This window comes from Vibrio sp. Isolate23 (assembly GCF_022398095.1).
Classification (GTDB): Bacteria; Pseudomonadota; Gammaproteobacteria; order Enterobacterales; family Vibrionaceae; genus Vibrio; species Vibrio coralliilyticus_A.
The window spans coordinates 36,450-61,252 of record NZ_JAKEUV010000012.1 but is presented as its reverse complement, the minus strand read 5'-3'; the positions used below and the strand labels follow the sequence as shown (position 1 = coordinate 61,252).

At 44.4% G+C, this 24,803-nt stretch carries 22 protein-coding genes and 1 pseudogene; 14 read left to right on the top strand and 9 right to left on the bottom strand.

Features of this window, described 5'->3' with window-relative positions:
* Positions 1-12 precede the first annotated feature (12 nt).
* The 3 genes from recF to dnaA form a co-directional block, all read right to left on the bottom strand.
* Complete coding sequence (recF, locus tag L1D31_RS20315) at positions 13-1,095, bottom strand: DNA replication/repair protein RecF (protein ID WP_239838817.1); 1,083 nt, start codon at positions 1,093-1,095, stop codon at positions 13-15.
* Between the two features lies 1 nt (position 1,096).
* Positions 1,097-2,197 carry a DNA polymerase III subunit beta gene (gene dnaN, locus L1D31_RS20310; protein WP_239838816.1) on the bottom strand — a complete coding sequence of 367 codons (1,101 nt, stop codon included), beginning with the start codon at positions 2,195-2,197 and terminating at the stop codon, positions 1,097-1,099.
* A gap of 70 nt (positions 2,198-2,267) precedes the next feature.
* A complete protein-coding gene (gene dnaA, locus L1D31_RS20305; RefSeq protein WP_029235934.1) occupies positions 2,268-3,674 on the bottom strand; it encodes a chromosomal replication initiator protein DnaA in 1,407 nt (468 codons plus the stop codon).
* A gap of 414 nt (positions 3,675-4,088) precedes the next feature.
* On the opposite strand from dnaA, the gene L1D31_RS20300 reads away from it, so the two are divergent.
* The 9 genes from L1D31_RS20300 (at position 4,089) to L1D31_RS20260 (ending at position 11,778) form a co-directional block, all read left to right on the top strand.
* Complete coding sequence (locus L1D31_RS20300; protein WP_239838815.1) at positions 4,089-4,835, top strand: amino acid ABC transporter substrate-binding protein; 747 nt, start codon at positions 4,089-4,091, stop codon at positions 4,833-4,835.
* Between the two features lie 125 nt (positions 4,836-4,960).
* A complete protein-coding gene (locus L1D31_RS20295; RefSeq protein ID WP_006957462.1) occupies positions 4,961-5,632 on the top strand; it encodes an amino acid ABC transporter permease in 672 nt (223 codons plus the stop codon).
* Positions 5,629-6,366 (top strand): amino acid ABC transporter ATP-binding protein, encoded by a 738-nt coding sequence (locus L1D31_RS20290; protein ID WP_239838814.1) that lies wholly within the window; start codon positions 5,629-5,631, stop codon positions 6,364-6,366. The genes L1D31_RS20295 and L1D31_RS20290 overlap by 4 nt, the downstream gene beginning before the upstream one ends.
* 230 nt (positions 6,367-6,596) lie before the next feature.
* Positions 6,597-6,731: a 50S ribosomal protein L34 gene (gene rpmH / locus L1D31_RS20285; protein WP_004411068.1), complete on the top strand. Its 135-nt coding sequence runs from the start codon at positions 6,597-6,599 to the stop codon at positions 6,729-6,731.
* A 45-nt stretch (positions 6,732-6,776) separates the two neighbouring features.
* Positions 6,777-7,100 carry a ribonuclease P protein component gene (gene rnpA / locus L1D31_RS20280; RefSeq protein ID WP_006957457.1) on the top strand — a complete coding sequence of 108 codons (324 nt, stop codon included), beginning with the start codon at positions 6,777-6,779 and terminating at the stop codon, positions 7,098-7,100.
* Positions 7,067-7,324, top strand: coding sequence for a membrane protein insertion efficiency factor YidD (yidD, locus tag L1D31_RS20275; RefSeq protein WP_080555897.1), 258 nt, complete (start codon positions 7,067-7,069; stop codon positions 7,322-7,324). Before rnpA ends, yidD begins: the two co-directional genes overlap by 34 nt.
* 2 nt (positions 7,325-7,326) lie before the next feature.
* The gene (yidC, locus tag L1D31_RS20270; RefSeq protein ID WP_239838813.1) at positions 7,327-8,946 is read left to right on the top strand and encodes a membrane protein insertase YidC; all 1,620 of its coding nucleotides are present in this window, start codon (positions 7,327-7,329) and stop codon (positions 8,944-8,946) included.
* Positions 8,947-9,066: 120 nt separating this feature from the next.
* Positions 9,067-10,428 carry a tRNA uridine-5-carboxymethylaminomethyl(34) synthesis GTPase MnmE gene (gene mnmE, locus L1D31_RS20265; protein WP_239838812.1) on the top strand — a complete coding sequence of 454 codons (1,362 nt, stop codon included), beginning with the start codon at positions 9,067-9,069 and terminating at the stop codon, positions 10,426-10,428.
* Positions 10,429-10,599: 171 nt separating this feature from the next.
* Positions 10,600-11,778, top strand: a complete 1,179-nt coding sequence (locus tag L1D31_RS20260; RefSeq protein ID WP_239838811.1) for a site-specific integrase — start codon at positions 10,600-10,602, stop codon at positions 11,776-11,778.
* A gap of 19 nt (positions 11,779-11,797) precedes the next feature.
* Here the strand turns inward: L1D31_RS20260 and L1D31_RS20255 are convergent, their stop codons facing one another.
* Genes L1D31_RS20255 through L1D31_RS20245 form a run of 3 tightly spaced genes read right to left on the bottom strand, consistent with a single transcriptional unit; the run spans position 11,798 to position 14,071 of the window.
* Positions 11,798-12,133 (bottom strand): helix-turn-helix domain-containing protein, encoded by a 336-nt coding sequence (locus L1D31_RS20255; RefSeq protein WP_129830540.1) that lies wholly within the window; start codon positions 12,131-12,133, stop codon positions 11,798-11,800.
* 60 nt (positions 12,134-12,193) lie between these two features.
* On the bottom strand, positions 12,194-13,867 hold the full coding sequence (locus tag L1D31_RS20250; protein WP_239838810.1) for a DUF927 domain-containing protein: 1,674 nt from the start codon (positions 13,865-13,867) through the stop codon (positions 12,194-12,196).
* 12 nt (positions 13,868-13,879) lie between these two features.
* Positions 13,880-14,071, bottom strand: a complete 192-nt coding sequence (locus L1D31_RS20245) for a helix-turn-helix domain-containing protein (RefSeq protein WP_140367764.1) — start codon at positions 14,069-14,071, stop codon at positions 13,880-13,882.
* Positions 14,072-14,466: 395 nt separating this feature from the next.
* On the opposite strand from L1D31_RS20245, the gene L1D31_RS20240 reads away from it, so the two are divergent.
* The 5 genes from L1D31_RS20240 (at position 14,467) to dndE (ending at position 21,773) form a co-directional block, all read left to right on the top strand.
* On the top strand, positions 14,467-16,503 hold the full coding sequence (locus tag L1D31_RS20240; protein ID WP_239838809.1) for a DNA phosphorothioation-associated putative methyltransferase: 2,037 nt from the start codon (positions 14,467-14,469) through the stop codon (positions 16,501-16,503).
* A gap of 197 nt (positions 16,504-16,700) precedes the next feature.
* A complete protein-coding gene (gene dndB, locus L1D31_RS20235) occupies positions 16,701-17,780 on the top strand; it encodes a DNA sulfur modification protein DndB (RefSeq protein WP_022591085.1) in 1,080 nt (359 codons plus the stop codon).
* Positions 17,777-19,408, top strand: coding sequence for a DNA phosphorothioation system sulfurtransferase DndC (locus tag L1D31_RS20230; RefSeq protein WP_089184080.1), 1,632 nt, complete (start codon positions 17,777-17,779; stop codon positions 19,406-19,408). The genes dndB and L1D31_RS20230 overlap by 4 nt, the downstream gene beginning before the upstream one ends.
* An 8-nt stretch (positions 19,409-19,416) precedes the next feature.
* Positions 19,417-21,426 carry a DNA sulfur modification protein DndD gene (gene dndD / locus L1D31_RS20225; protein ID WP_239838808.1) on the top strand — a complete coding sequence of 670 codons (2,010 nt, stop codon included), beginning with the start codon at positions 19,417-19,419 and terminating at the stop codon, positions 21,424-21,426.
* Positions 21,426-21,773, top strand: coding sequence for a DNA sulfur modification protein DndE (dndE, locus tag L1D31_RS20220; protein WP_239838807.1), 348 nt, complete (start codon positions 21,426-21,428; stop codon positions 21,771-21,773). The genes dndD and dndE overlap by 1 nt, the downstream gene beginning before the upstream one ends.
* A 57-nt stretch (positions 21,774-21,830) precedes the next feature.
* Here the strand turns inward: dndE and L1D31_RS20215 are convergent, their stop codons facing one another.
* From L1D31_RS20215 to L1D31_RS22700, 3 genes and pseudogenes are all read right to left on the bottom strand, one after another.
* Complete coding sequence (locus L1D31_RS20215; RefSeq protein WP_239838806.1) at positions 21,831-23,009, bottom strand: DGQHR domain-containing protein; 1,179 nt, start codon at positions 23,007-23,009, stop codon at positions 21,831-21,833.
* Complete coding sequence (locus L1D31_RS20210) at positions 23,006-23,776, bottom strand: hypothetical protein (RefSeq protein ID WP_239838805.1); 771 nt, start codon at positions 23,774-23,776, stop codon at positions 23,006-23,008. Before L1D31_RS20210 ends, L1D31_RS20215 begins: the two co-directional genes overlap by 4 nt.
* Before the next feature lie 154 nt (positions 23,777-23,930).
* A pseudogene (locus tag L1D31_RS22700) lies at positions 23,931-24,794 on the bottom strand (phosphorothioated DNA-binding restriction endonuclease).
* Positions 24,795-24,803: the final 9 nt, after the last annotated feature.

The following is a 24,803-nucleotide window of genomic DNA, read 5'->3' as shown; positions in this document are numbered from 1 at the left end:
AGTTATCTTCCACTATATATTTTGCTCTATTGTGCCATGTTCCACATGGAACATCTTACCATTTTCATCTGCCATATCAGCAATTTGGCTTTGCGTAATAGAACTTACAAAAACTTGTGCCCTCGTCTCTTTTAAGCAATCTGCAAGACGCTCACGACGTTGGCTATCTAATTCCGATGCAAAGTCATCAATTAAGTAAATACACTGCTTACCAGTCACTTCAGTCAAGTGCTGTCCCTGTGCAACTCGCAAGGCACAGACCATCAATTTAAGCTGGCCACGAGACAACACATCCTCAACAGGCGTACCATTTACTTTGATTTTTAAATCTGCCTTATTTGGGCCACTAAAGGTGTACCCCAGAGCCTGATCCCGTTCAAAATTCTTCTCAAGAATTTCTTGATAAGGGGTCTCTTTGTCCCAGCCTCGGTAATACTTCAACTGGATATCAAATTCGGGGAGAAATGTCTGACAGATTTCCTTGGCTTTCTCGGTCATCTGCTCAACATATACGGCTCGCCACTGGCTGATGTTTTCAGCCAACCTTGCCATCTCCTGATCCCAATACGACAGCTCACGATAGCTGGTGGCTGTTTTTAACAACGCGTTGCGCTGCTTGTTCAGACGCTTAAACCGCCCCCAAGCATCATAGAAAGCCGACTCGGTGTGAAACACGCCCCAGTCGATAAATGCCCGACGATGCTTTGGGCCATCCGTCAGTAAATCAAACCCTTCCGGATGAATCAATTGCAGTGGCAGAACCTGCGCCAATTGAGCCAGTTTTTGTCCGGACTGACCGCCTATTTTAACCTCTGTTGAGCCATCACGCTGCTTATTAATGCCAATTGGTAGCTCAAATTGATCCGAGTTCAAAAAACGACCGTGGACAAACAGCTCATCATAGCCATTTTGGATAACACGACCAGTCAAAGAGCTTTTAAACGAGCGACCATGCCCCAGCAAATAGATGGCTTCCAGAACACTGGTTTTACCACTACCATTGGGCCCAATAAGAAAGTTAAAGCCTGCAGACAGGTTAATGTCACAGGCTTCAATGTTTCTAAATTGCTTAATGATAAGACGAGAAAGCGGCATGCTAGAGTCGAATTGGCATCACCACGTACATCGCGCTGTCGTCATCGACATTTTCGATCATAGCGCTGGCATTGGCATCCGACATAGAGATACGAACTTTGTTACAGCGAAGCGTGTTGAGCACATCCAGTACATAGCTGACGTTAAAACCAATCTCAATCGGTTCACCCTCAAAACTCACATCCAGCATCTCTTCTGCTTCTTCCTGCTCCGGGTTGTTTGCGGTAATACGCATTTCAGTATCCGCAAGATTGACGCGCACCCCGCGGAATTTCTCGTTAGAAAGAATTGCCGCGCGAGAAAATGCCTGACGCAGCTCATCACATTCCGCTTCCAGGGTTTTGGTCGTTGATTGCGGCATCACACGGCGATAGTCCGGGAAACGGCCATCCACCAGTTTAGAGGTGAAGACAAAGTTGTTTACTTCTGCACGGACGTTTGAGCTGCCTATTTGCAATGTCACCGGTTGCTCAGGCGCATCCAACAACTTAACCAACTCCAACACCCCTTTACGTGGCACAATGATTTGCTGCTGAGCAAACTCCGACCCAAGTTGAGCCTGAGAGACGGCCATACGGTGTCCATCAGTGGCAACACTGCGTAGTGTCGTACCATCAATTTCAAACAACATACCGTTGAGATAGTAACGTACATCCTGATTGGCCATCGAGAATTGAGTTTTCTCAATCAATCCGCGCAACTCACCTTGCGTTAGTGAAACTTCAACTTCACTCTGCCAATCTTCAATGTTCGGGAAATCGTTAGCAGGTAAGGTAGATAGAGAGAATCGGCTACGTCCAGAACGAACCTGAACACGGTCGCCTTCTAAAACAAAGGTAATGACAGAGTCATCAGGTAATCCACGGCAGATATCTAAAAACTTACGCGAGGGAACTGTCACACTGCCCGCTTCAAAATCGCCTTCTAAAGCGACACGGCTGATAAGCTCGACTTCCAGATCCGTTGCCGTCATTGACAGCATATTGTCTTCAACTTTCAGTAACAGGTTGCCTAGAATAGGAAGAGTTGGACGACCACCTAATGCGCCAGACACTTGCTGCAGCGGTTTAAGTAAGTGGTTACGTTCAATGGAAAATTTCATAGTACGCTCTTATCAGAATTCGTTTAGCTTAATACGGTATTATTCTATTTAATGCTTAGAATACTGTGATTTATGAAGAAAGGGTACGAATCAGGTTAGAATAATCTTCCTTGATGTCATGGCTCTCTTCGCGCAATTGTTCAATCTTACGACAAGCATGAAGAACAGTAGTATGGTCTCGACCACCAAAAGCATCACCAATTTCAGGCAAGCTGTGGTTGGTCAGCTCTTTAGCTAACGCCATCGCTAGCTGACGCGGACGCGCAACCGAGCGCGAGCGGCGCTTAGACAGCAAATCGGCAACTTTAATCTTGTAGTATTCCGCCACCGTCTTTTGAATATTATCGATCGTCACCAACTTTTCTTGCAGAGCCAGTAGGTCACGCAGAGCTTCACGGACAAAGTCGATGGTAATTGGGCGGCCAGTAAAGTTCGCATTGGCAATTACGCGGTTTAACGCGCCTTCCAGCTCACGAACATTCGAGCGCAGTCGCTTGGCGATAAAAAACGCCACTTCATCGGCAAGGTGGATTTGGTGATCTTCGGCTTTTTTCATCAAGATCGCGACACGGGTTTCCAACTCAGGCGGTTCGATCGCCACCGTTAACCCCCAACCAAAGCGGGATTTTAAGCGATCCTCTACGCCACTGATCTCTTTTGGATAGCGGTCTGAGGTTAAAATGATCTGTTGATTGCCTTCTAAAAGCGCATTGAAGGTATGGAAGAACTCTTCCTGAGAGCGCTCTTTATTGGCAAAGAATTGGATGTCATCGATCAGCAAAGCGTCAACACTGCGGTAGTAACGTTTAAACTCTTCAATCGCGTTGTTTTGCAGCGCTTTCACCATATCCTGAACGAATCGCTCAGAGTGCATGTAGACCACTTTAGCATTCGGCTTATTATCCACAATCGCATTGCCCACAGCGTGCAACAAATGCGTTTTACCTAGACCCGTACCGCCATATAAGAATAAGGGGTTGTATGCTGCGCCTGGATTGTCAGCAACCTGACGAGCTGCCGCTAAACCGAGTTGGTTGGATTTACCTTCAACGAAGTTGTTGAACTTGTGCTTGATGTTGACATTTGAGCGGTGGTTGATTTCCGCCACCTGCTGCTCATCATCATCCCAAGTTTTATGCACAGGCTTACGCGCTTGAAGCTGAGCAGGTGCCGAAGACTCTGCCGCAACATCAGCGGGCGTGCGCTTCGGCGCAGGCTTAGGGGCAGAAACAGGACGGCTCCCCACTTCAAAACGTAAACTCGGAATATCGTTACCACAGTATTCCTGCAACAAACGATTAATGCTGTTGAGGTAGCGGTCGCGAACCCAATCCATAACAAAACGGTTAGGTGCGAACAAAGTGAGAGTATTGTCATTGAGCTCCGCTTGTAACGGACGTACCCACATACTGAATTCTGTAGCTGGTAGCTCTTCTTGAAGCTGCTGCATACATTGCAACCAAAGCGAAGATGACACGGTGCCCCCACTCAAAGTTAATGATCGAAAAAGATTGGCAATTTTACCTGTTGATAACCAAGATCGCCAGCAAATGATCGACGATCCAGTGAATAAGATCTAAGTTATTCACAATATTTTCGTCATTATTCTCGAGATCAACACAAGCTGCCCTATTCTTACTCACATAATGATCCACATTTGAGCTATTTCTCACAGATCCATCATCTGGTGATAAGTCTGTGAATCAAGCTCTCGCAAGATGTGATTTTATTCCGATCTCTGCTTTGGATTGTTTGCAGTGCTTGACACGAAGCTACCCACTTTTGCTACGACAGCTTATTCCACAGACGTCTAGGATATTGCTCTTGGTTATTTATCTAATTAACTAAAGTGACAGTAGTATTTGTGCCTATAAAATTATGGAGTTGTACTATGAAAAACTGGATTAAAGCTGCAGTTGCAGCAATTGCGCTTTCTGCTGCGATGGTTCAAGCCGCGACTGAAGTTAAAGTCGGTATGTCTGGCCGCTACTTCCCATTCACTTTCGTTCAGCAAGACAAGCTACAAGGCTTCGAAGTGGACCTATGGGATGAAATTGGTAAGCGTAACGATTACAAAGTGGAATACGTTACGGCAAACTTTTCTGGTTTGTTTGGTCTGTTAGAGACAGGTCGTATTGATACGATTTCAAACCAGATCACCATGACGGATGCACGTAAAGCCAAATACCTTTTTGCTGACCCATACGTTATTGATGGTGCTCAGATCACTGTTCGTAAAGGCAATGACAGCATCCAAGGTATTAAAGATCTTGAAGGCAAAACGGTGGCGGTTAACCTAGGTTCAAACTTTGAGCAGTTGCTACGCAACTACGACAAAGACGGCAAGATCAACATCAAGACTTACGATACAGGTATCGAACACGATGTGGCACTTGGTCGCGCAGACGCGTTTATTATGGACCGTCTATCGGCACTTGAGCTAATCAAAAAAACTGGCCTACCACTGCAACTTGCTGGCGAACCGTTTGAGACAATTCAAAACGCTTGGCCTTTCGTTGACAATGACAACGGCAAAAAGCTTCAGGCTGAAGTGAATAAAGCACTGGCTGAAATGCGTGCTGACGGTACACTAGAGAAAATTTCTCAGAAGTGGTTTGGTGCTGATATCACTAAATAGCCACTGTTGAGTATTGCTCGTCCGGTTAAGCCACTCAATCGGATTTGCTCTTAACCCACTGCTTTCCTTCCTTTGCAGTGGGTTTTGCTTTTTGTATAGAAGCTTATTTTTAACTGGGATACGTTATGGGATTCGATTTTAACTACATGCTGAACCTGATGCCGATACTGCTTAAGTATCTGGGCACCACCATGGAAATGGCGACATGGGGTTTAGTATTTTCACTGATTTTGGCCGTCATTTTAGCGAATATCCGTGTATTTCGCGTTCCCGTTCTTGATCAGTTAAGCCAGCTGTACATCAGCTTCTTCCGAGGCACACCACTGCTGGTTCAGCTGTTTCTGCTTTACTACGGCTTACCGCAGATTTTTCCGTTCCTAGTCGGTCTGGATGCATTCAGCGCCGCGGTGATTGGTTTGACCCTGCACTTTGCCGCTTACATGGCGGAAAGTATCCGCGCCGCAATCATTGGTATCGATCGTAGCCAGATGGAAGCTAGTCTGTCGGTGGGTATGACAACGACACAAGCGATGCGCCGAGTGATCTTGCCGCAGGCAACGCGTGTGGCTCTGCCGTCATTGATGAACTACTTCATTGATATGATCAAGTCTACCTCATTGGCATTTACGCTAGGTGTTGCAGAGATCATGGCAAAAGCGCAAATGGAAGCCTCATCCAGTTTCCGCTTTTTCGAAGCCTTCCTTGCCGTCGCTCTGATTTACTGGGGCGTTGTAGTGATACTGACTCGCGTACAAATCTGGGCAGAAGCTAAGTTGAATAAGGCATACGTAAGATGATCAAGTTAGATAACATTCACAAACGTTTTGGTGAGACAGAAGTCCTTAAAGGCATCGATCTCGATATCAAACAGGGCGAGATTATTGTCATTATCGGCTCTAGCGGTACGGGTAAGTCTACCCTGCTACGCACGGTGAATTTTCTAGAAAATGCCGACAAAGGCGTCATCACCATTGATGATGTCAGCGTAGATAGTGAAAAGCACACCAAAGCGGAAGTACTGGCTCTGCGCCGTAAGACTGGGTTTGTGTTTCAGAACTATGCCTTGTTTGCCCATATGACCGCCCGTCAGAATATTGCTGAAGGTCTCATCACCGTTCGCGGCTGGAAGAAAGACCAAGCATTGACACGCGCTCAGCAAATCCTTGACGACATCGGCCTCGGAGATAAAGGAGACAGTTATCCAGCGGCGCTGTCTGGTGGTCAGCAGCAACGTGTCGGTATCGGACGTGCGATGGCACTGCAGCCCGAATTATTGCTGTTTGACGAACCAACTTCAGCACTGGATCCTGAGTGGGTTGGCGAAGTTCTTCAATTAATGAAGGAGTTAGCAACCAAACACCAAACCATGCTGGTGGTCACACACGAAATGCAGTTCGCCCGAGAAGTAGCTGATCGGGTGATCTTTATGGCAGAAGGCAATATCGTTGAGCAAGGCTCTCCACAGGATATCTTTAATAATCCACAGGATCCTCGCTTACAAAAGTTCCTTCGCCAAGTAGGCGCGGAGTAAAGATCACCAAAGAAGATCGCTTGATCCTTGAGATTTTGCTCACACTACGTATAATCGCCCGGCCGGAATTTAGCAGTTGCTCAATGATTGACACTTTGTGTGACTGTGATTACAATTCCGCCTCTTTGTTGAGAGGCGTCGGTTTGTCCTCTTTCTATATAAAGAAGACCAAATGGCCCACGCCGGGTTAACTAAGAACCTAAAACTACTGATCAGTAAAGGTAATTATCATGAAACGCACTTTTCAACCTTCAGTTCTAAAGCGCAAGCGTACTCACGGTTTCCGTGCACGTATGGCTACTAAGAACGGTCGTGCAACAATCAATGCACGTCGTGCAAAAGGCCGTAAGCGTCTTTCTAAGTAATCTTCGATTATTTTGAAAACGTACGCGTTCGATCGGGAGTTACGTTTGTTAACTCCCGAGCATTATCAAAATGTCTTTCAGCAAGCTCATCGAGCTGGCTCACCACATTTCACCATCATTGCTCGCAATAACAACCTATCTCACCCTCGATTAGGTTTAGCCGTTCCCAAAAAACAGATTAAAACCGCCGTTGGTCGTAATCGTTTTAAACGCCTTGCTCGTGAAAGCTTTCGTAACAATCAGCATCAACTTGCTCACAAAGATTTTGTTGTGATTGCCAAGAAAAGCGCCCAAGATCTGAGCAATGAAGAAATGTTCAAACTGTTTGATAAGTTATGGCAGCGCCTGTCTCGCCCTTCGCGTGGGTAGCAATCGGATTCGTCCGTCTTTATCAAGGCCTCATTAGTCCGCTTATAGGACCACGCTGTCGTTTTACTCCAACCTGCTCTACTTACGCCATAGAAGCACTAAAAGCTCACGGTTTTGTAAAAGGGTGTTGGTTATCAAGCAAACGTCTATTAAAATGCCACCCTTTGAATGAGGGCGGTTTTGATCCCGTTCCACCAGTCCAGAAACAAGACAGAGATAAATAACGATGGATTCTCAACGTAATATCCTGTTAATCGCGCTAGCACTGGTTTCTTTCTTGTTGTTTCAACAATGGCAAGTCGCAAAGAACCCAGCACCACAGCCGGTTGAACAGGCACAATCAAGCAGTACCCTACCTGCCCCTACTCTTGCGGATGATTTAGATCCCGCACCTGCGCAGCAAGCGTCTGCTAAAACGATTACCGTGACAACTGACGTCTTGACTCTGTCGATTGATACGGTTGGTGGTGATGTGATCGCTGCAGACCTGAACCAATACTCTGCAGAACTGGATTCATCAGACTCATTCGTCCTATTGAAGGACGAACCAGGTCACCAATTCATTGCGCAAAGTGGTCTAGTGGGCCCTCAAGGTATCGATCTGAGCAGCTCAAATCGTCCGGCTTACTCAGTGAATGCGGATAGCTTCACTCTGGAAGACGGTCAGGATGAACTTCGCATCCCAATGACATACCAAGCAAATGGTCTTGAGTACACCAAAACATTTATTGTTAAGCGCGGCAGCTACGCGGTTGACGTTGAATACGATGTAGTCAACAACTCAGGTAACAACGCAACATTTGGTATGTACGCTCACCTGCGTCAAAACTTGATGGACGCAGGCGGCAGTATCACTATGCCAACTTACCGTGGCGGTGCGTATTCAACAGAAGAAACGCGTTACAAGAAATACAGTTTTGACGACATGCAGGATCGTAACCTGTCTATCACTCTACCAGACGGTCAAGGTTGGGCAGCAATGATCCAACACTACTTTGCGTCTGCATGGATCCCTCGCAACGAGCCAGGCACAAACCTGTACACTCGCGTGATTGGCAACCTAGGTGATATTGGTGTTCGTATCCCAAATAAAACCATCGCAACAGGTGATTCCGCACAATTCAATGCGACACTTTGGGTCGGTCCAAAACTGCAAGATGCAATGGCTGAAACTGCGCCAAATCTAGACTTGGTTGTGGATTACGGCTGGCTATGGTTCATTGCTAAACCACTGCATACCTTACTGTCATTCATTCAAAGTTTTGTCTCTAACTGGGGTCTGGCTATTATTGCGCTGACGTTCATTGTTCGTGGCGCTATGTACCCACTAACAAAAGCACAATACACTTCAATGGCAAAAATGCGCATGCTACAGCCTAAGCTGCAAGCAATGCGTGAGCGTATTGGCGACGACCGCCAGCGCATGAGCCAAGAAATGATGGAACTGTACAAGAAAGAGAAAGTAAACCCACTCGGTGGCTGTCTGCCTCTGCTTCTACAGATGCCTATTTTCATTGCACTTTACTGGGCACTAATGGAATCGGTGGAACTGCGTCACTCACCATTCTTTGGTTGGATCACAGACTTGTCAGCACAAGACCCTTACTACATCTTGCCGCTACTGATGGGTGCTTCTATGTTCCTGATCCAGAAGATGAGCCCAACCACAGTAACAGACCCAATGCAGCAGAAGATCATGACGTTCATGCCTGTTCTGTTCACTGGTTTCTTCCTGTTCTTCCCATCAGGTCTGGTTCTTTACTGGTTAGTATCGAACATCGTGACTCTGATCCAACAGACGCTGATTTATAAGGCGCTGGAGAAGAAAGGCCTGCACTCAAAATAACGAGTCGGCGTAAATAATCGAGAAAGGCGACCAAAAGGTCGCCTTTTTGTTTTTGGCTGATTACAATTCATCTCATTCACTATTTACCCTCACAGGGTATGCATCGCACAGGCTACCACTATGACTACAGAGACCATTGTCGCTCAAGCCACTGCGCCCGGACGAGGCGGTGTCGGTATTATTCGCGTATCCGGTCCTCTTGCGGCCAAAGTCGCTTCTGAGGTAACAGGCAAAACCTTACGTCCTCGATATGCAGAATATCTCCCCTTTACTGCAGAAGATGGCACAGAGCTCGATCAGGGTATCGCGCTCTACTTCCCTAATCCGAACTCCTTTACCGGCGAAGATGTCCTAGAACTGCAAGGCCATGGTGGCCCAGTTGTAATGGATATGCTGATCAAGCGCATCCTGCAAATTCCCGGGATCCGCACTGCTCGCCCGGGTGAGTTTTCAGAGCGAGCCTTCCTCAATGACAAGCTCGATTTAGCCCAAGCCGAAGCGATTGCGGACTTAATAGATGCCAGCTCAGAACAAGCGGCAAAATCGGCCCTAAAATCGCTTCAAGGCGCGTTTTCAAATCGAATCCAAACCTTAGTCGAATCCCTGATCCACCTGCGTATCTACGTCGAAGCCGCAATTGACTTCCCCGAAGAAGAAATTGATTTTCTCGCCGATGGTAAAGTCTCAGCCGACCTACAGACGATTATTGATAACCTCACTGCCGTGCGCCAAGAAGCGACACAAGGCGCTATCATGCGCGAAGGGATGAAAGTCGTCATAGCAGGCCGTCCAAACGCGGGCAAATCGAGCTTGCTAAACGCCTTATCTGGTAAAGAATCAGCCATTGTGACTGATATTGCAGGCACCACTCGTGACGTTCTGCGTGAACACATTCATATTGACGGTATGCCACTGCATATCATTGATACCGCAGGTCTGCGCGATGCGTCTGACGAAGTTGAAAAGATAGGCATCGAACGTGCTTGGGAAGAAATTGAGCAAGCCGATCGCGTCTTATTTATGGTCGATGGCACCACTACAGATGCCACTGATCCAAAAGAGATTTGGCCTGACTTCGTTGATCGATTGCCGAGCAATATCGGCATGACAGTGATCCGCAATAAAGTCGATCAAACCAATGAAGAATTAGGCATTTGTCATGTCAACGATCCCACATTGATTCGCCTATCAGCACGAACGGGGCATGGTGTGGAATCGCTACGCACGCACCTTAAAGAGTGCATGGGCTTCTCTGGAGGGAGCGAAGGTGGCTTTATGGCTCGCCGTCGTCACTTGGAAGCACTGGAACGAGCCGCAGAGCATCTTGATATTGGCCAACAGCAGCTTGAAGGCTATATGGCAGGAGAAATCCTCGCTGAAGAACTGAGAATTGCGCAGCAACATCTGAGCGAAATTACCGGAGAATTTAGCTCGGATGATTTACTCGGGCGCATTTTCTCCTCATTCTGTATCGGGAAGTAAAGTGGGCAAATAACGGAAAACAACAGCAAGCAACGGTAGATAACACACTGATTTTATTAGGTCGTCATTTGCCGTTTGTTTCCATCCGTTGCCGTTAATTGCCAAATCTAGTCCCCAGTTGGTCCCCAATGACATGATAAATGCCGTATTGGGGACCAATTGGGGACAAAGATGAAAATTTTCATTGAAAAACGGACACTTAAAGCAGATGGAACGCGAACATTGCGTCTCATTTATGACCACGGTTATACCACTAAATCAAACGGATCTCGTCAGCGAAAACGTGAATACGAAGTGCTAGATCTGTTTATCTATGACAAACCCAAAACACCAGCTCAGCGAAAACATAACAAAGAGCACCTTCTCCTAGCCGAAACTATTAAGAGTAAACGACTGGTTGAGTGGCAATCTCAGAAGCATGGTTTTGAGGATCGAACCAAGCGCTCAGCTAGCTTCATTGATTACTTTCAACGGCAAATTGACATAAAAGAACAAACCAGCTCAACCTCCAACCATTCGATCTGGCTTTCAGCTCGTAAGCACCTGCTGCTCTACTGCGGAAAACATGATCTTAGTTTTGATGAGCTGGATAAAGACTGGTTAGACGGATTTAAGTATTACCTAACCAATGAAGCGAAAACCAAAAGTGATACACCGCTATCTCGCAACACACAAAGCTCCTACTTCAATAAAGTTCGAGCGGCGATCAACGAAGCACATCGAGAAGGTATTATTCGCGATAACCCGCTTTCACAAGTGACCAGTATCAAAGCGAAAACGACTAAGCGGGTTTATTTAACACTGGATGAGGTCAACGCGTTAGCCCAAACGGAGTGTCGCTATCCTGTCCTTAAACGTGCGTTTTTATTCTCATGCGTGACGGGTATGCGTTGGTGCGATATCCATAGACTTACCTGGTCAGAAGTAGAGACATTCAGTAATCACAAGCGAATTATCTTCGACCAAGCTAAACTCTCTCAGGGCGATGCTAAGAGCCTTCAGTATTTAGACATACCAAAGTCAGCAGAATCACTTTTGGGTAGCCCCAAAGCCTCTCACGAGCGCGTATTCAAGGGATTGAAATACTCTTCTTATATGAATGTAGAACTGCTTAGATGGAGCCTAGCTGCTGGAATCAGTAAACACGTTACATTCCACAGTGGCCGCCATACGTTTGCAGTGATCCAACTGAGCAGAGGCGTGGATATTTACTCAGTGTCTCGATTGCTCGGTCATAGTGAACTCAAAACAACAGAGATCTACGCTGACATCATTGAACAACGCCGAATGGAAGCCATGCTGACATTCCCTGATATTTTTGCTTCTTCTGGAAAGGATTCAGCGGCCTAAGGCCGCTGCTATGAAAGTATTACTTGTGAGAAGTGGTAGCAACATAGTTTGCTGCCCTTTTTTCTATTTCATGGTGAGATGAAACGCGCTGTTGCTCTACCCAGCTCATGATGGCTTTGCGCTCAAATCGGAGATGCTTACCAAGTTTAAAAAATGGTATTTCTGCAGAGCTAGTCAACTTGTACAGCTGATTTGTAGACAAACCAAGTAGTGCTGCACATTCATCAACGGTTAGAATGTCCTTTCCAAGGAGTTCCACCTTTTGTTGCTGCAAACGCTGCTCTAACACAACTCGCTCAACACGATCTATTTTGGCGAGAATCGATTGAAGAAGAACTTGCTCGTTGGTTGTCATCACATCACCTCCTCACCCATTGGAATGTCTCTGGGAAGAGTGGGAAAACTGGGAAATGCACTATTCATCAATACCCATCTCCTTCAACTCAGAGAGGATCTTTTCCGGCCAGAAGGCGAAAAAACGATGATCAAACTCAGTACCGTTTTTCTTCTCGATAATCCGAAGTGTTCCTCTACGATCTTCATTGGTTTCAAACCACCCTTTGTGAATTAAAGGGCTCAATTGACTCTTGTACTGTCGACGCAGTCGTAGCTGCTTAACAAACTCTTGTTTGTGGATAAGCCACTGGACGTCATCACCATCCTGCCGCCAGTAACCAAACTTTGAAGATCTGCTCGTACAGAATTCAGGGAGCTTATTTTCCCAATGGCTAATGGCTTGTTTCAAAGCACTCAACACTTCATACGTTTCCTGATTGTGCTGATGCCCTCTGTGAGATAACCAGCAGCTAAAAACGCTATAAACGGAATACAGCGACTCTTGTTCAGACCATGGCACTAACTGGTTTCGTGACGCAACAGACAACGCAACACCAACCAGGACAAAGCGCTTCAAGACCCGATGAACCTGACCTGAATAATTACTTTTAGACCAATGCTGCCTCAGGGTTTCGATTTCAAGCTGTAAGACAACATCCAGATCGGGCTTATCTGAAATAAGCGCCATCCAAGCCGTAAACAAAGTGCCAAAGTACTTTTGCGTCTGCTTTTCCAAGTGCTCAGCAAACTGAGATGGTGAGGAAAATCGGTGTAGATCCGCAAAACAACCGAAACGGTCTTCGGCAGGAATTTCGATGACTCGAATGAGCTGACCCGCTTTCACTTGATAGCCAGAGGACTCCATCAGCTCTGTCAGGCCAACTTCTCCATTACTCAAGGTCAACGTCCGCCAATTGGCAATATTCGCCAGGCCGCCTGTTTCCGTGGCTCGCAGCTTCCCACATCCGTTTACGATTTGATAAGCCGCAGAACTGGCTTCTTCCGCCGAGCACAACCCAAGCTCATCTAACACAAGCAACATGTCATGATGTTCTGATGCAACCGCCTCAATACCGTTAGCGGTTGTTTTCCAAGACTTGATATAAGACTTATCAGCATAAACAGACGCTGCAACAAATGATGTGACAGACTTCCCCGACGAAGACGGCCCCATAATATGGAATGCCGCACTTTCCATTCCAACAGGCTTGAGAAGCGGCGCGGCCAACGCAACGCCAACAGAAAATATGAGCAGAGGATTGCCGACCAACAAAGAACCGACTTCACTTTGCCATTCCGCTAAGCTGCCTTCTGCCAAATAGAGTGAATCAGCCATACCACCAGAAAAGTAGTAAGACTCATCTGACCGTCCGAAACTTTTCTCCGGAGTAACGAACACCTTGTCATGCCAACCTGTTCTTGTGACACAAAAGGCCGTTTCCGCCGCTCTGAGCTCTTCCCGCAAATAGCGCTGGACCATATTCCATGCAGTTTGTTCTGGCTCCAGCCAAAAACCGGTATCGAACAATTCATCTCTTAACTGATAGTTGGTCCCTCCCATAATTTTTCTGGCAGGCACTATCATCCGGATCGTCTGTTTGTCCATATTGATGATTTCAATGCAAGCGCTGAACCCTGACTTCCGATCAGGTGAACGCGTTCTAGCAAGAACCTTGACCGAAGAGCTCAACGAACGCCAGCCTCGCTCTCGGCAGGAATACTGTAGTTGATCATGATGATGACGAAACTTCATATGACCTCCCTGTCACAGGCTCAAAAGCCACTTCTGCACGTCTTCAACACGAAATCTCACACTTCGAGCACCAGGCGATAAATTCACTGGAGATGGAAAAGAACCATTTTTCACATAGCGACGAATGGTTGCCTGAGACAGCTGAGTTAACTGACAAACTTCTTGATAGCTTAATAGCTGATTTGATTGTATTTGTTCGGTCATAACTACTCCTGACAGATAATGGATAATCAAGAAATAGTTTGCAGGGTGAGCAACGCAAAGGCGCGCGATGCTCAGGCCCATTTTGGGCAACTAGAGCAGATAACTTGGAGCCAGAGCGCCCCTAGAGGGTAATTAAGATCAGATAATGATGCAGTAATGCGATTCGGCGCTGCTTCACCGTTAATCATCAAGCCACAAAACGCTATGCATTAAGTCACCCGCTAATGCGTTAAGCTGTTCCCATGGTTAACGTATAGTGATTAGAGACCCACTTTCACATGTGAAAGTGGTTTTTTTATAATTACTGTCAAACATGTCTGATTGGTTGGGCGAACCCATTAACAATAAAGCTAAAATATCTATTTGGCTCTACAAACTGGAATCGCTACTAAAAGATGGACTTTCAATCATTTAAGCAACTTGTAAAACAAATTCATATCGGAAAACAACTTCCCGATGCGGTATACCTGCACAGAGATGCTATGAGTGAGATTCCACCTGAACTGAGAAAGTTCATACCAGCTGTAGCTCAGGCAGTGAACTTGCCGGATAATCAATGGAACCTCATCAAGCTGTTTAAAAAGGAATTCCGTTTATCGTTGTTGAACTACCCAACCTTTTATACCGACTCCTACCCAGCGTTAGAGCAAAGCCTGAATGTAGATTTGAGCAAACTTAGTCATAAAGTGACTTGTTATCGCTCTTCAGAAAACCCACCGATCCTGCATCGAAAAGAGACGATGATTCTGCCGAGCAGTGACCATTATGAGCTCTTCACAGCGCTGACTAAAGAAGGGGTGGAGGCAGGCCTATACGAGAACACCCGCACTATAGGCTTCAAACAGTCGTGGTTAAATTTGATCCAAAAAAAGGGATACCGGTTAGTCGATGGGAGGATACTGAAAGACGAACCAGATGCATTGAATGATGCTCAACAAGAGCCTGGAATAGATCGTCACAAAACCGCCATTGTACGCCATGAGCTATCAGGCCCGATGAAGACATTGGCGAAGCAAGGTTACTTAGATGGACGGTTTTCTATTTTCGATTACGGATGTGGCCGAGGGGACGACCTGAGAGAACTTGAAGCACACGGGCTCGATGTATTGGGCTGGGACCCGGTTTTTTCGCCTGATAACGATAAAGTCAATTCGGACATTGTGAACTTGGGGTTTGTCCTAAATGTTATCGAAGACCAAGATGAACGTCTTGAAGCACTATTGAGCGCTTGGGAGCTCGCCAACAAAATTCTGGTCGTCTCTGTCATGCTGGCTAATGATTCGTACATTGCGCAGTTTCAGCCCTATAAAGATGGGGTGATTACGACAAGAAATACATTCCAAAAATACTACGCACAATCAGAATTCAAAGGGTACCTAGAACGTTCTTTGCAAGAAGACGCGATTGCCGTTGCACCGGGCATCTTCTACATATTCAAAGATAAGCTAGAAGAACAACGTTACCTCCAAAGTAAGTACCAGCGGCACCATACTTGGCATCAACTGACATCGCCTCAGCCTATAGAGAGTAAAGATAAAGCCAAGTTGGTCATTAGCCAAAACAGCACTCTGTTTGATGATTTTTGGAACGTATGTCTGGAACTTGGCCGGGTACCGGCGAATGACGAATTTAACCGTTCTGAAGAAGTGAGAAGTCTAATTGGTTCGCATAAAAAAGTGTTTGGTTTACTTCAGGAAATGTTCGATACCAAAGAGTTCGAAAAGGCAGAAAAGCGTCGCAAAGAAGACCTGTTGCTTTACTTCACCATGGGACTCTTTGAAAAAAGAAAGCCTTATACTCAGCACCCCGAATCACTCAAACGCGATATCAAAGCTCTGTTTGATGATTATAAAACCGCACTTAACCTAGCTGCGGAGTTACTGTTTGCGATAGCCGATACAAACTTAATCAATACGCAATGTGAAAAGGCCCACCAACAACTACCCGCAAGTTTATTGAATGAAGGGCATTCCATCATCCTACACCGAGACTATATTGATGATTTACCTTTGCTGCTACGTGTATACGTGGGGGCAGGTTTACAAATGTACGGGGAACTGGATGAAGAAATAGATCTTGTCAAAGTCCATATCACGTCAGGTAAACTCACCTTAACCGCTTATGATAACTTCGAGCATTCCGTGCCGTTTTTAGTTGAGCGCATAAAAATAAAAATGGCAGAACAAGATATCGACTTCTTTGATTATGTGAATGAAAAGCGTAGACCGCCTCTGTTAAACAAGCATCTTTACATGCCCCCCGAACACGAGAACTACAAAAAGCAACTGAGCTTTGATAAACGCTTAGCCACCTTATTAGATTTTGAACCAACCGAAGAAAGCCACATGGTTCGCGCTGAATTTGAGGTCTTGCTTGGAAAGCATAACAAGGAAATCAAAGGCTTTACCTTAAGGGCACACTCGCTTTCGTAAAAAGAGTTTAAAAGCCAAGCACCCCATAGAAATCTGATCCTGATACCTGTAGAATGTCCGACTTGGTTTGTCATACCTACCAATAATAAAACATAACAAACACACAATATCACAAACTCAAAGATTAGCTTTGTCAAAAAATGACACACCTTCTATATTAAATGTCATGGACAAATAACATAACCTTCGAGCCAACTATGCAAAATCAAGATTCCGGCTATTGCTACTCTTTTCCCGCTGTCAGAGGCATTCAAGCAGGTCGTCCGTTTTACATTGCGACATGCCCTCTTCGGATTATCCCTAAGATATTCAGCTACAACGAAGATGATGTCCCTCCAGAGTTGCGAGCTCAAAGAACGCTTAACAAAACTCGGATCCCTGAAATGGTGAAGTACTTGCTCGACAACCCGAAAGAGTATGTATTTTCGGCATTAACGGCTTCAGTTGGAGTCAATATTTCTTTTCACGATCATCAAGGTGCTCCGAATTTGGGAACACTTCAAATCCCTATGGACGCTCAAATCCTGATCAATGATGGTCAGCATAGGCGTAAAGCAATCGAAGAAGCTCTAAAAGAAAATCCCGATCTGGGCCAAGACAATATTCCTGTCTTGTTCTTTATCGATGAAGGGTTAGATAGAAGCCAACAAATGTTTGCTGATCTAAACAAGTATGCCGTCAAACCAAGTCCATCTCTGGGTACGCTTTACGACCACAGAGATGAAAGTTCAGAACTCGCTCGTGAATTAGCGACCAAAGTAAAACCATTCGTAGGTCTGACTGAAATGGAGAAATCCAGCATCAGCCCAAAATCAAATAAACTTTTCACATTAAGTAGCATCAAACAATCTACCCGAGCACTGTTGAGTAAAGGGCCAAAAGACGGCTTCAACGAAGACGAAAAAAAACTTGCTGCTGAGTTTTGGGCTGAAGTTACTCGCCATATAAAAGATTGGCAGATGGTAATAGACAAAGAAGTATCACCTGCACAACTAAGGCAAGAGTACATTCATGCACATGGTGTTGGCTTACATGCCATTGGTGTTTTGGGTAAGCACCTCCTTTGCCAGGAGCCAAATAATTGGAAACAGAAACTACAACAGTTGGCAAACGTAAACTGGTTAAAAACCAACCCAGAGTGGATTAAACGAAGCATGAACCACGGAAAATTGAGTAAGTCGACGACAAATATCCAACTTACCGCCAACGCATTAAAAATTGAACTTGGGTTACCACTAACCCCTGAAGAAAAAGCTCTAGAGAAGCAGTTATCATGATACACGAGCTACAATTGGCAGAAGACCTAGCCGAGTACGAAGACTTTATCAATGCAGAAGACTTCGCTAATAACAAATTAAGCCACTATATTGCTGACGTTCAGCGTGTTTACTGTGCGGATAAACGTCCATGGGTAATTGGTTACAGTGGTGGTAAAGACTCATCAGCAGTTATGTCGTTGGTTTACTTGGCACTGCTTGGTTTGGAACCCAAAGACCGCCACAAGCCTGTCTTTGTTGTATCTTCAGACACACTAGTTGAAACACCCGTCGTCGTTAACCACATCAAAGACTCGTTAGCCGCTATAGAGAAAGGCGCAAAGCGCGATAACCTACCAATCACTTGCCATAAAGTCGTCCCTAAAGACAATCAAACGTTTTGGGCCAACTTGCTTGGTAAAGGCTACCCAGCGCCAACACGCTCTTTCCGTTGGTGTACAGAGCGAATGAAGATTGACCCTGTGAGTGACTTTATCAAGTCTAAAGTCTCACAGTTTGACGAAGTGATTGTTGTACTTGGCTCTCGTAGTCAAGAGAGTGCATCACGCGCGCAGGTCATCGCGAAACACAAAATTGACGGCTCACGATTAGCCCGCCATACAACACTTGCGAATGCGTTCATTTTTACTCCCATCGATACATGGGGTGTTGACGATGTATGGAAATTACTGCGTCTTTGTCATTTAGAAACGAAACAAACACCTTACGGGCCTAAAAACATTTGGATCGATAAATATGATCTTGAATGGGAAAACCCATGGGGCGGCAAAAATCTTGTGCTGTGGAACCTCTACAAAGACTCCTCTGGTCAAGGCGAATGTCCAATGGTCATTGATGAGACAACACCGTCTTGTGGTAACTCTCGCTTTGGTTGCTGGACATGTACTGTCGTAACCAAAGACCGCGCAATGGAAAGCCTTATCCAAAACGGTGAAGAGTGGATGGCTCCCCTTCTTGAATTCCGTAATAAGTTGTCAATGACAACTGATCCTGCCCATAAAGAAGAGTACCGAAATCATAAACGTCGCACTGGTAAAGTTAGCTATCAATACGCAAAAGAAGGCGAAGACATCGCAACTGAGCGTAAGCACGTCCCTGGACCGTACAAGCTAAAGTATCGCCGTCAGTGGTTACGAGAGTTGCTCGAGATGGATAAGAAATTTAAAGCGGAAGGAAGAGAGATAGAGCTAATCACCGTACCTGAACTTCATGCTATTCGCCAAGAATGGATTCACGATCCAAATGAGCCAGATTGGGACGATTCTCTACCTACAATTTTCAAAGAAGTTTACGGTTACGACCTTGATTGGGTATATGACGATAACGCAAGCTTTGGTAAAGATGATGCTCAACTCATCCATGAGCTTTGTGACAACTTTGATGTTGCACCAGAGATGATCATGAAGCTTATCGAGCTAGAAGTCTCGATGGAAGGCTTAAGTCGTCGTAGTGGCATTTCCAATAAAATCGCATCGCTGTTAAAACAAGATTGGGGAAGCTTAGAAGAAATCAAACAAAAGCATGCTTCTCTGCAGAGTAAAGCCGAGTTTGATGTCCACCAAAAAGAGATCGATCGCTATAACGAACAACTTGCCGATCTAGATAAGCAGCTTCAAAAAGAGTTTTAAATACTGAAATGCTAATAACAAAACTAACTCTCAATAACTTTCGAGTGTTCCGTGGCGTACATGAAATTGACTTGCGCCCTGCTCCTGCTCGTCTGAGTAAAAATGGCCCTATTGAAGGAACCGAACGACCAATCATTCTGTTTGGTGGCCTTAACGGTGCTGGTAAAACATCGATTCTGACAGCAGTACGACTCGCTCTTTTTGGGCGTCAATCATTTAGCCAAGTATTGTCAAATGGTGAGTACGTTGATGCCCTATCCGAACTTATCCATAAAGGTGTTGGCCATGGTGGCGTTCAAGATAACGCATCGATTGAGCTTGAGTTTAAATACAGCCAAAACGGCGAAGAAAACACTTATAAAGTGATTCGGGGCTGGAAACGCGGTAAAAAAGATAATCTATGCCTTGAAAAAGACGGTGTTCAAATACCAGAGCTCAATTACGAGCAGTGCCAAGGCTTCCTTAATGAACTGATCCCAACGGGCATTGCTGACCTGTTCTTCTTCGACGGCGAGAAAATCGCGGAGCTAGCGGAAGATGAATCGGGCAGCGTCCTCAAAACAGCAGTGCGTCGCCTACTCGGTTTAGATGTAATCGCAAAGCTCAAGAGTGACTTAAATATCTTCTTGAAGAAACAGGGTTCTAGTGCACTAAGCCAATCGTTAAAAGAGGAAATGGATTCTCTTGATGAGCAACGTATCAGCCACGAGCGCAATGCAGAGAAACTTCGCGGTGAAGCGGACATCGTTGATGCACAAATTGAGCTCGTATCACACGATATTCTTAGTCTAGAGAATAAGTTATCTCAAAACGGCGGCGCTTGGGCTAAAACTCGAGAAGATGAGCAGCAAAAAGTAGATAGCTTACTTAAAGAGAAAGTAGAGCTTGAAAAGCAAATCCGCATGGAGATGGAGACGAGTCTCCCATTCGCACTAGCACCTAATGCATTGCAGAGCCTTCAAACTCAGATCAAGCAAGAACAACAGATTAAGAAGAAACAGAACTTTGGCAATGAGCTGGACTCATTCTTAGAAACACTGCGTTCAAAGTATCCAAGCTTTGACACAGAGATGGCTCAAAATGCGATTGCTGATAGCTTTAAAGCACACGTAGGTGAGTTTGATTCTGCCGAGCTGCTTTTGGATATCTCCGACCGTCAAGCGAATACTATTGACTATCAACTCTCTAATCTGTCTAAAGAGTCTTTTTCACGTTTCGATGAAGCACGAGTGCGCCTTCAAAAAGTAGAAGAAGAGATCGATAACGCCTCAAATAATATTGCGCGAGCCCCTGAGCAAGAACAGGTGCAGGAGCTTTTTGCAGATGTACGGGCATTAGACAAGAAAAAAGAAAAACTGATTATCGAATATCATGCTCTGCTTGAGGAAGCAAAACGCGAATTGCGCCAAGCACTAGAGACAGCTCGTCAAATTCAGAAGCTACATGATAAAAATAAAGATCAATCCAATAAAGAGCAGAGCATTAGCAATGCTCAAAACTCTATCTTATTGCTTGAGAAGTTTGGTGAGCAGTTAACTAAAGCTCGCGTCAACCAGTTAGAAAACGAGTTCGTCCAGTCTTACAAGAAGCTAGCTCGTAAAGAAGATTTACAGCTATCCGCTTCAATTAATCCAGCAACATTTGATGTTGAGTTGATGGATGAGCATGGCATTAAAATCAATCGCAAAGCCATGTCTGCGGGTGAGAAGCAAATCTATGCGATATCAATCCTCGAGGCTCTCGGCCGCACTTCAGGCCGCAAGCTGCCAATTATTATTGATACGCCACTAGGTCGTTTGGATTCACACCATAGGGATAAGCTAGTGGAAAATTACTTCCCAACCGCAAGTCACCAAGTTGTGATTCTATCAACGGATACCGAGATCGATAGAAACTACACCAGCCTTATTCAAGACGATATTGCTCGTACTTACGAAATTTGTTTTGACGGTACAACTAAGTCTTCGACTTTGAAGGAAGGTTACTTCTGGAGAGAAACCACCAAGGAGGCTGTGTAATGCTACCTAACCGTATGAACCTGACTCGCACTACTGAAGAGCAGCTTAAAAAGTTAAAGGGCTATACCGGTATCACTCCAAACGTATCAGCACGTATTGCTTTCTTCCGTTCAATAGAAAGTGACTTCCGTTATCAAGGTCAAGAAGCCAAGTTAGACGGCTCACTTGTGTTGGATAAGTATACTTGGCTTGGTGAGACTAGTGATGTCACTGAGTTAATTTTGAAAATGTACTACCCAGAGCTTGATGCTAAAGCATATCAGCAAGCATGGGCTGCACATGTTGAGGATGGGATAGCTTCCCTTAGAAACCATAAACTTTTAAGTCAGTTATCCTCTTCAATTTAAATCTTAATAATGAATAAAGTAGCGTACCAGGACAAATTATGTACGCTATTTAAACTATCACTGTAGCTGACTTTCCATTATTTCAACCATGCGTATATAAGCTTTATTCATACCTTTTGTACTTGACGGATAATCTTCTTCATTCGAGAAATCTTCGATTTCTTTAATTTTTTCCAGATATGTCTTGAATTCATTTTTCATTGTTGACAATGATACACCATGCTTCATCAAAACATTTTTCAAAAACTTAAATACACAAGCAATGCCTACTGTTTTCTTCAAAAAATGAGTATCTGGAGTCGACTCCCAAAAGATATCATTCATAGCTTCTAAAGCCATTTGCAAGACTTGCTCAATAGCCTTGTCATTGTTATCTATGTAGAACTTCCTGAGTGGATAACTTGGATCATCTTCTAAGATTTTTCTTCCATATATATTAGATGAATCAGCATACAACTTTGTATTCATCAAATATCTATCATCTTTAGGATTTTTACTAATTAATGACAATATTGCCTCCACCATTGCAGCAGTAGAAATACGCCAAGTTGGTAGTTTATTTCTCTCTTCTATTGAGAGATTCTTCTCATCTGAAGTTCTATATTTTACCCGATTTTTTAATGGTTCTTTCTTATTCAGAATCCTTACAAGCGATACTGCTAATGTTTCCGGCGGCCAATATTTAGCTTCTTTAATTTCCATCTCATACCCAAACAATTGATATGCAAGGCTTTTATCCACCTTACCTTGAGTGTAGTTTATGGTGGAAAATAGATATGCCTGATATGGCATTGCCAAATCGAGATATATTGAGCATGTGAGATCCATTTCTCCACTCGCATTATCAAATGCATATAATCTATGCTGACCATCAATAACCGATAATATCTTTGAGTTTTTGGGTATCTTCAACTTATAGATATTATCTCCCAAGTTGGTTTCTTCAACATAACACATATTATCATCAGCAGCGATGCGACCATTTTCCAAAAAATTGGCTCCGAGAATAATGGAGTTTGGAAATGCACAAGAATCACTATCAATATAATTTGCTATTTCTTGAAGCCTCTTGGGACTCAACACACGTTGGACACCTTCAACATTGCCCTTATAATTTACAGCTTTAAGTGAATAACTGACTTGTCTTAAGATGTCAGATGGAATAACACAAGAGAAATAATCAGCAAACGGCTGCCTTACTCGAAACGCATAAAACTCATGATAATCCATCATCATTTTAGTCCCTTTCCATTAAGCTCAGTATCTGCTATATCAGCGTTCTCAATGTCACTTTCAGAGCTCAAGCCAGGACCAGAAAAAGACTGCTCAGATAAGTTAGTCCCACCTTCAGTCGAACGAATATCAGTAGGAATCTCATACTCCTTTTTGTGATAATTAGTACAAATCCAGAGCGACACTGATAACCAAGTAGCTATATTTACCATAGTGCTAGACTCCGAAGGCTCTTTAAGGCCATAAAAAGACAAAATAAATGCTAAAAGCCAAAATAAGAATGCAGCATATTCTTTTACTTTCTCGCTATCAGTCCTTTCTCTTTCATTTTCAACTTTTGTTCTTAAGACAAACTCAGCTGCAATACCACCTAAAATACCAACATTAAACATGAACAAAGAAAAACTTTGCATTAAAATAATATCCATGCTTTTCACATAATCACAAGATATATCAAATGCCACCTTAAACCTTTCCACTGATATAGATTTCAAATTTTCATTATTAAGAACATGAACTTCGTTAACATTGGTGTTGCATACGCCTGACAGGTCTATTTTAAATGCCCACGGTGCCCAAACGCCAGCGCTCGATATCAACATTATGATAATAAAAGGAAATACAAATTTAGGGTTTTTAATCACTAGAAATGGGATCTTTAGCATACCAAAAAGCAACTCTCCCCAATACCCGAATAGCTTAACAATTGCTACCTCAAGATTTTCCAATAATTTTTCAAGCCATTTATTGGCTGCATCAATTCTTTTCATCTAAAAACCTAAATAACTAAAACCATTTCAACCACCTTCTTAAAGACAGCAAGTCAAACACTACAAGGCTTACTCTGCCTTTCCACTAATCATTAGCTGTCCAACTTCTCACTAATGAACAATATAATGTCTATTTGCGCATGACTTAGAGGTCTTAAGCCTTAAAAACTTCCTTCACATGCCACTCAACCATTCTCTCTGCTGGATATTGGTAGCTTTCTCGAGGTAACCGAATCGATTTACCACCGAAGTCCCAAATTAACCTTTCAACCAACTCTCCACCTGTGACAGCAGGAGAAACGTTGACCTTGAAATGGCTATCGAAGGTTATGGCACTACGATCTAGTGCTTTATGGTGGATACTACAAAGCGCAATACCATTCGAGACTTAGGGCCCGGAATACTGCTTCCATTTGATATGAGCAGCTTCAATGGCAAACGGCACGGTATCCAACGCTAAATCAAAACCACATACAGCACATTTGTAGTTGTATGCGCGAAGCACTTTCCTACGAAACTCTGGGTTTCTCGACTTGGTTGAGTTATTCACCTCAAAGCCAAATAGCACAAACAGCTCTTCTTGCAGTGTCTCAGGGAAATTATCCTGAATGATTTTTGATGCAATATCATCAATCAGCTTTGAGTTTGCGAGAATTGTCCGAAATTACTCCTCATCAAACCCTGCCATCACGTTGTATTTTATCAACTCTGACTTTTTAGGGTCAGTGTTACTCTTCCGTGGAATGCACTCTTCACCGTTGATAAGCTCCCAAAAGGGCTCTTTTTCATTGGCTAAACGCCAAAATGGGTACTCAGGATGATAGGCCTTTCTTGTTGGGCCGTATTGCACCAGCAAGTCTTTGACTTGCTGGTCTACTTCATCCTCAAACCGAAATAGGCGCTGGTGACCCTGCTTGTACTCTGATAAGGCATATAGCAGCATCAAAGGCTTATGAGGAGCCCTTTAGTCTCCTCTCCGCCAGCGTGAAATTAATTGAATTTTTTCAGAAAGCTCCATCGACTTACC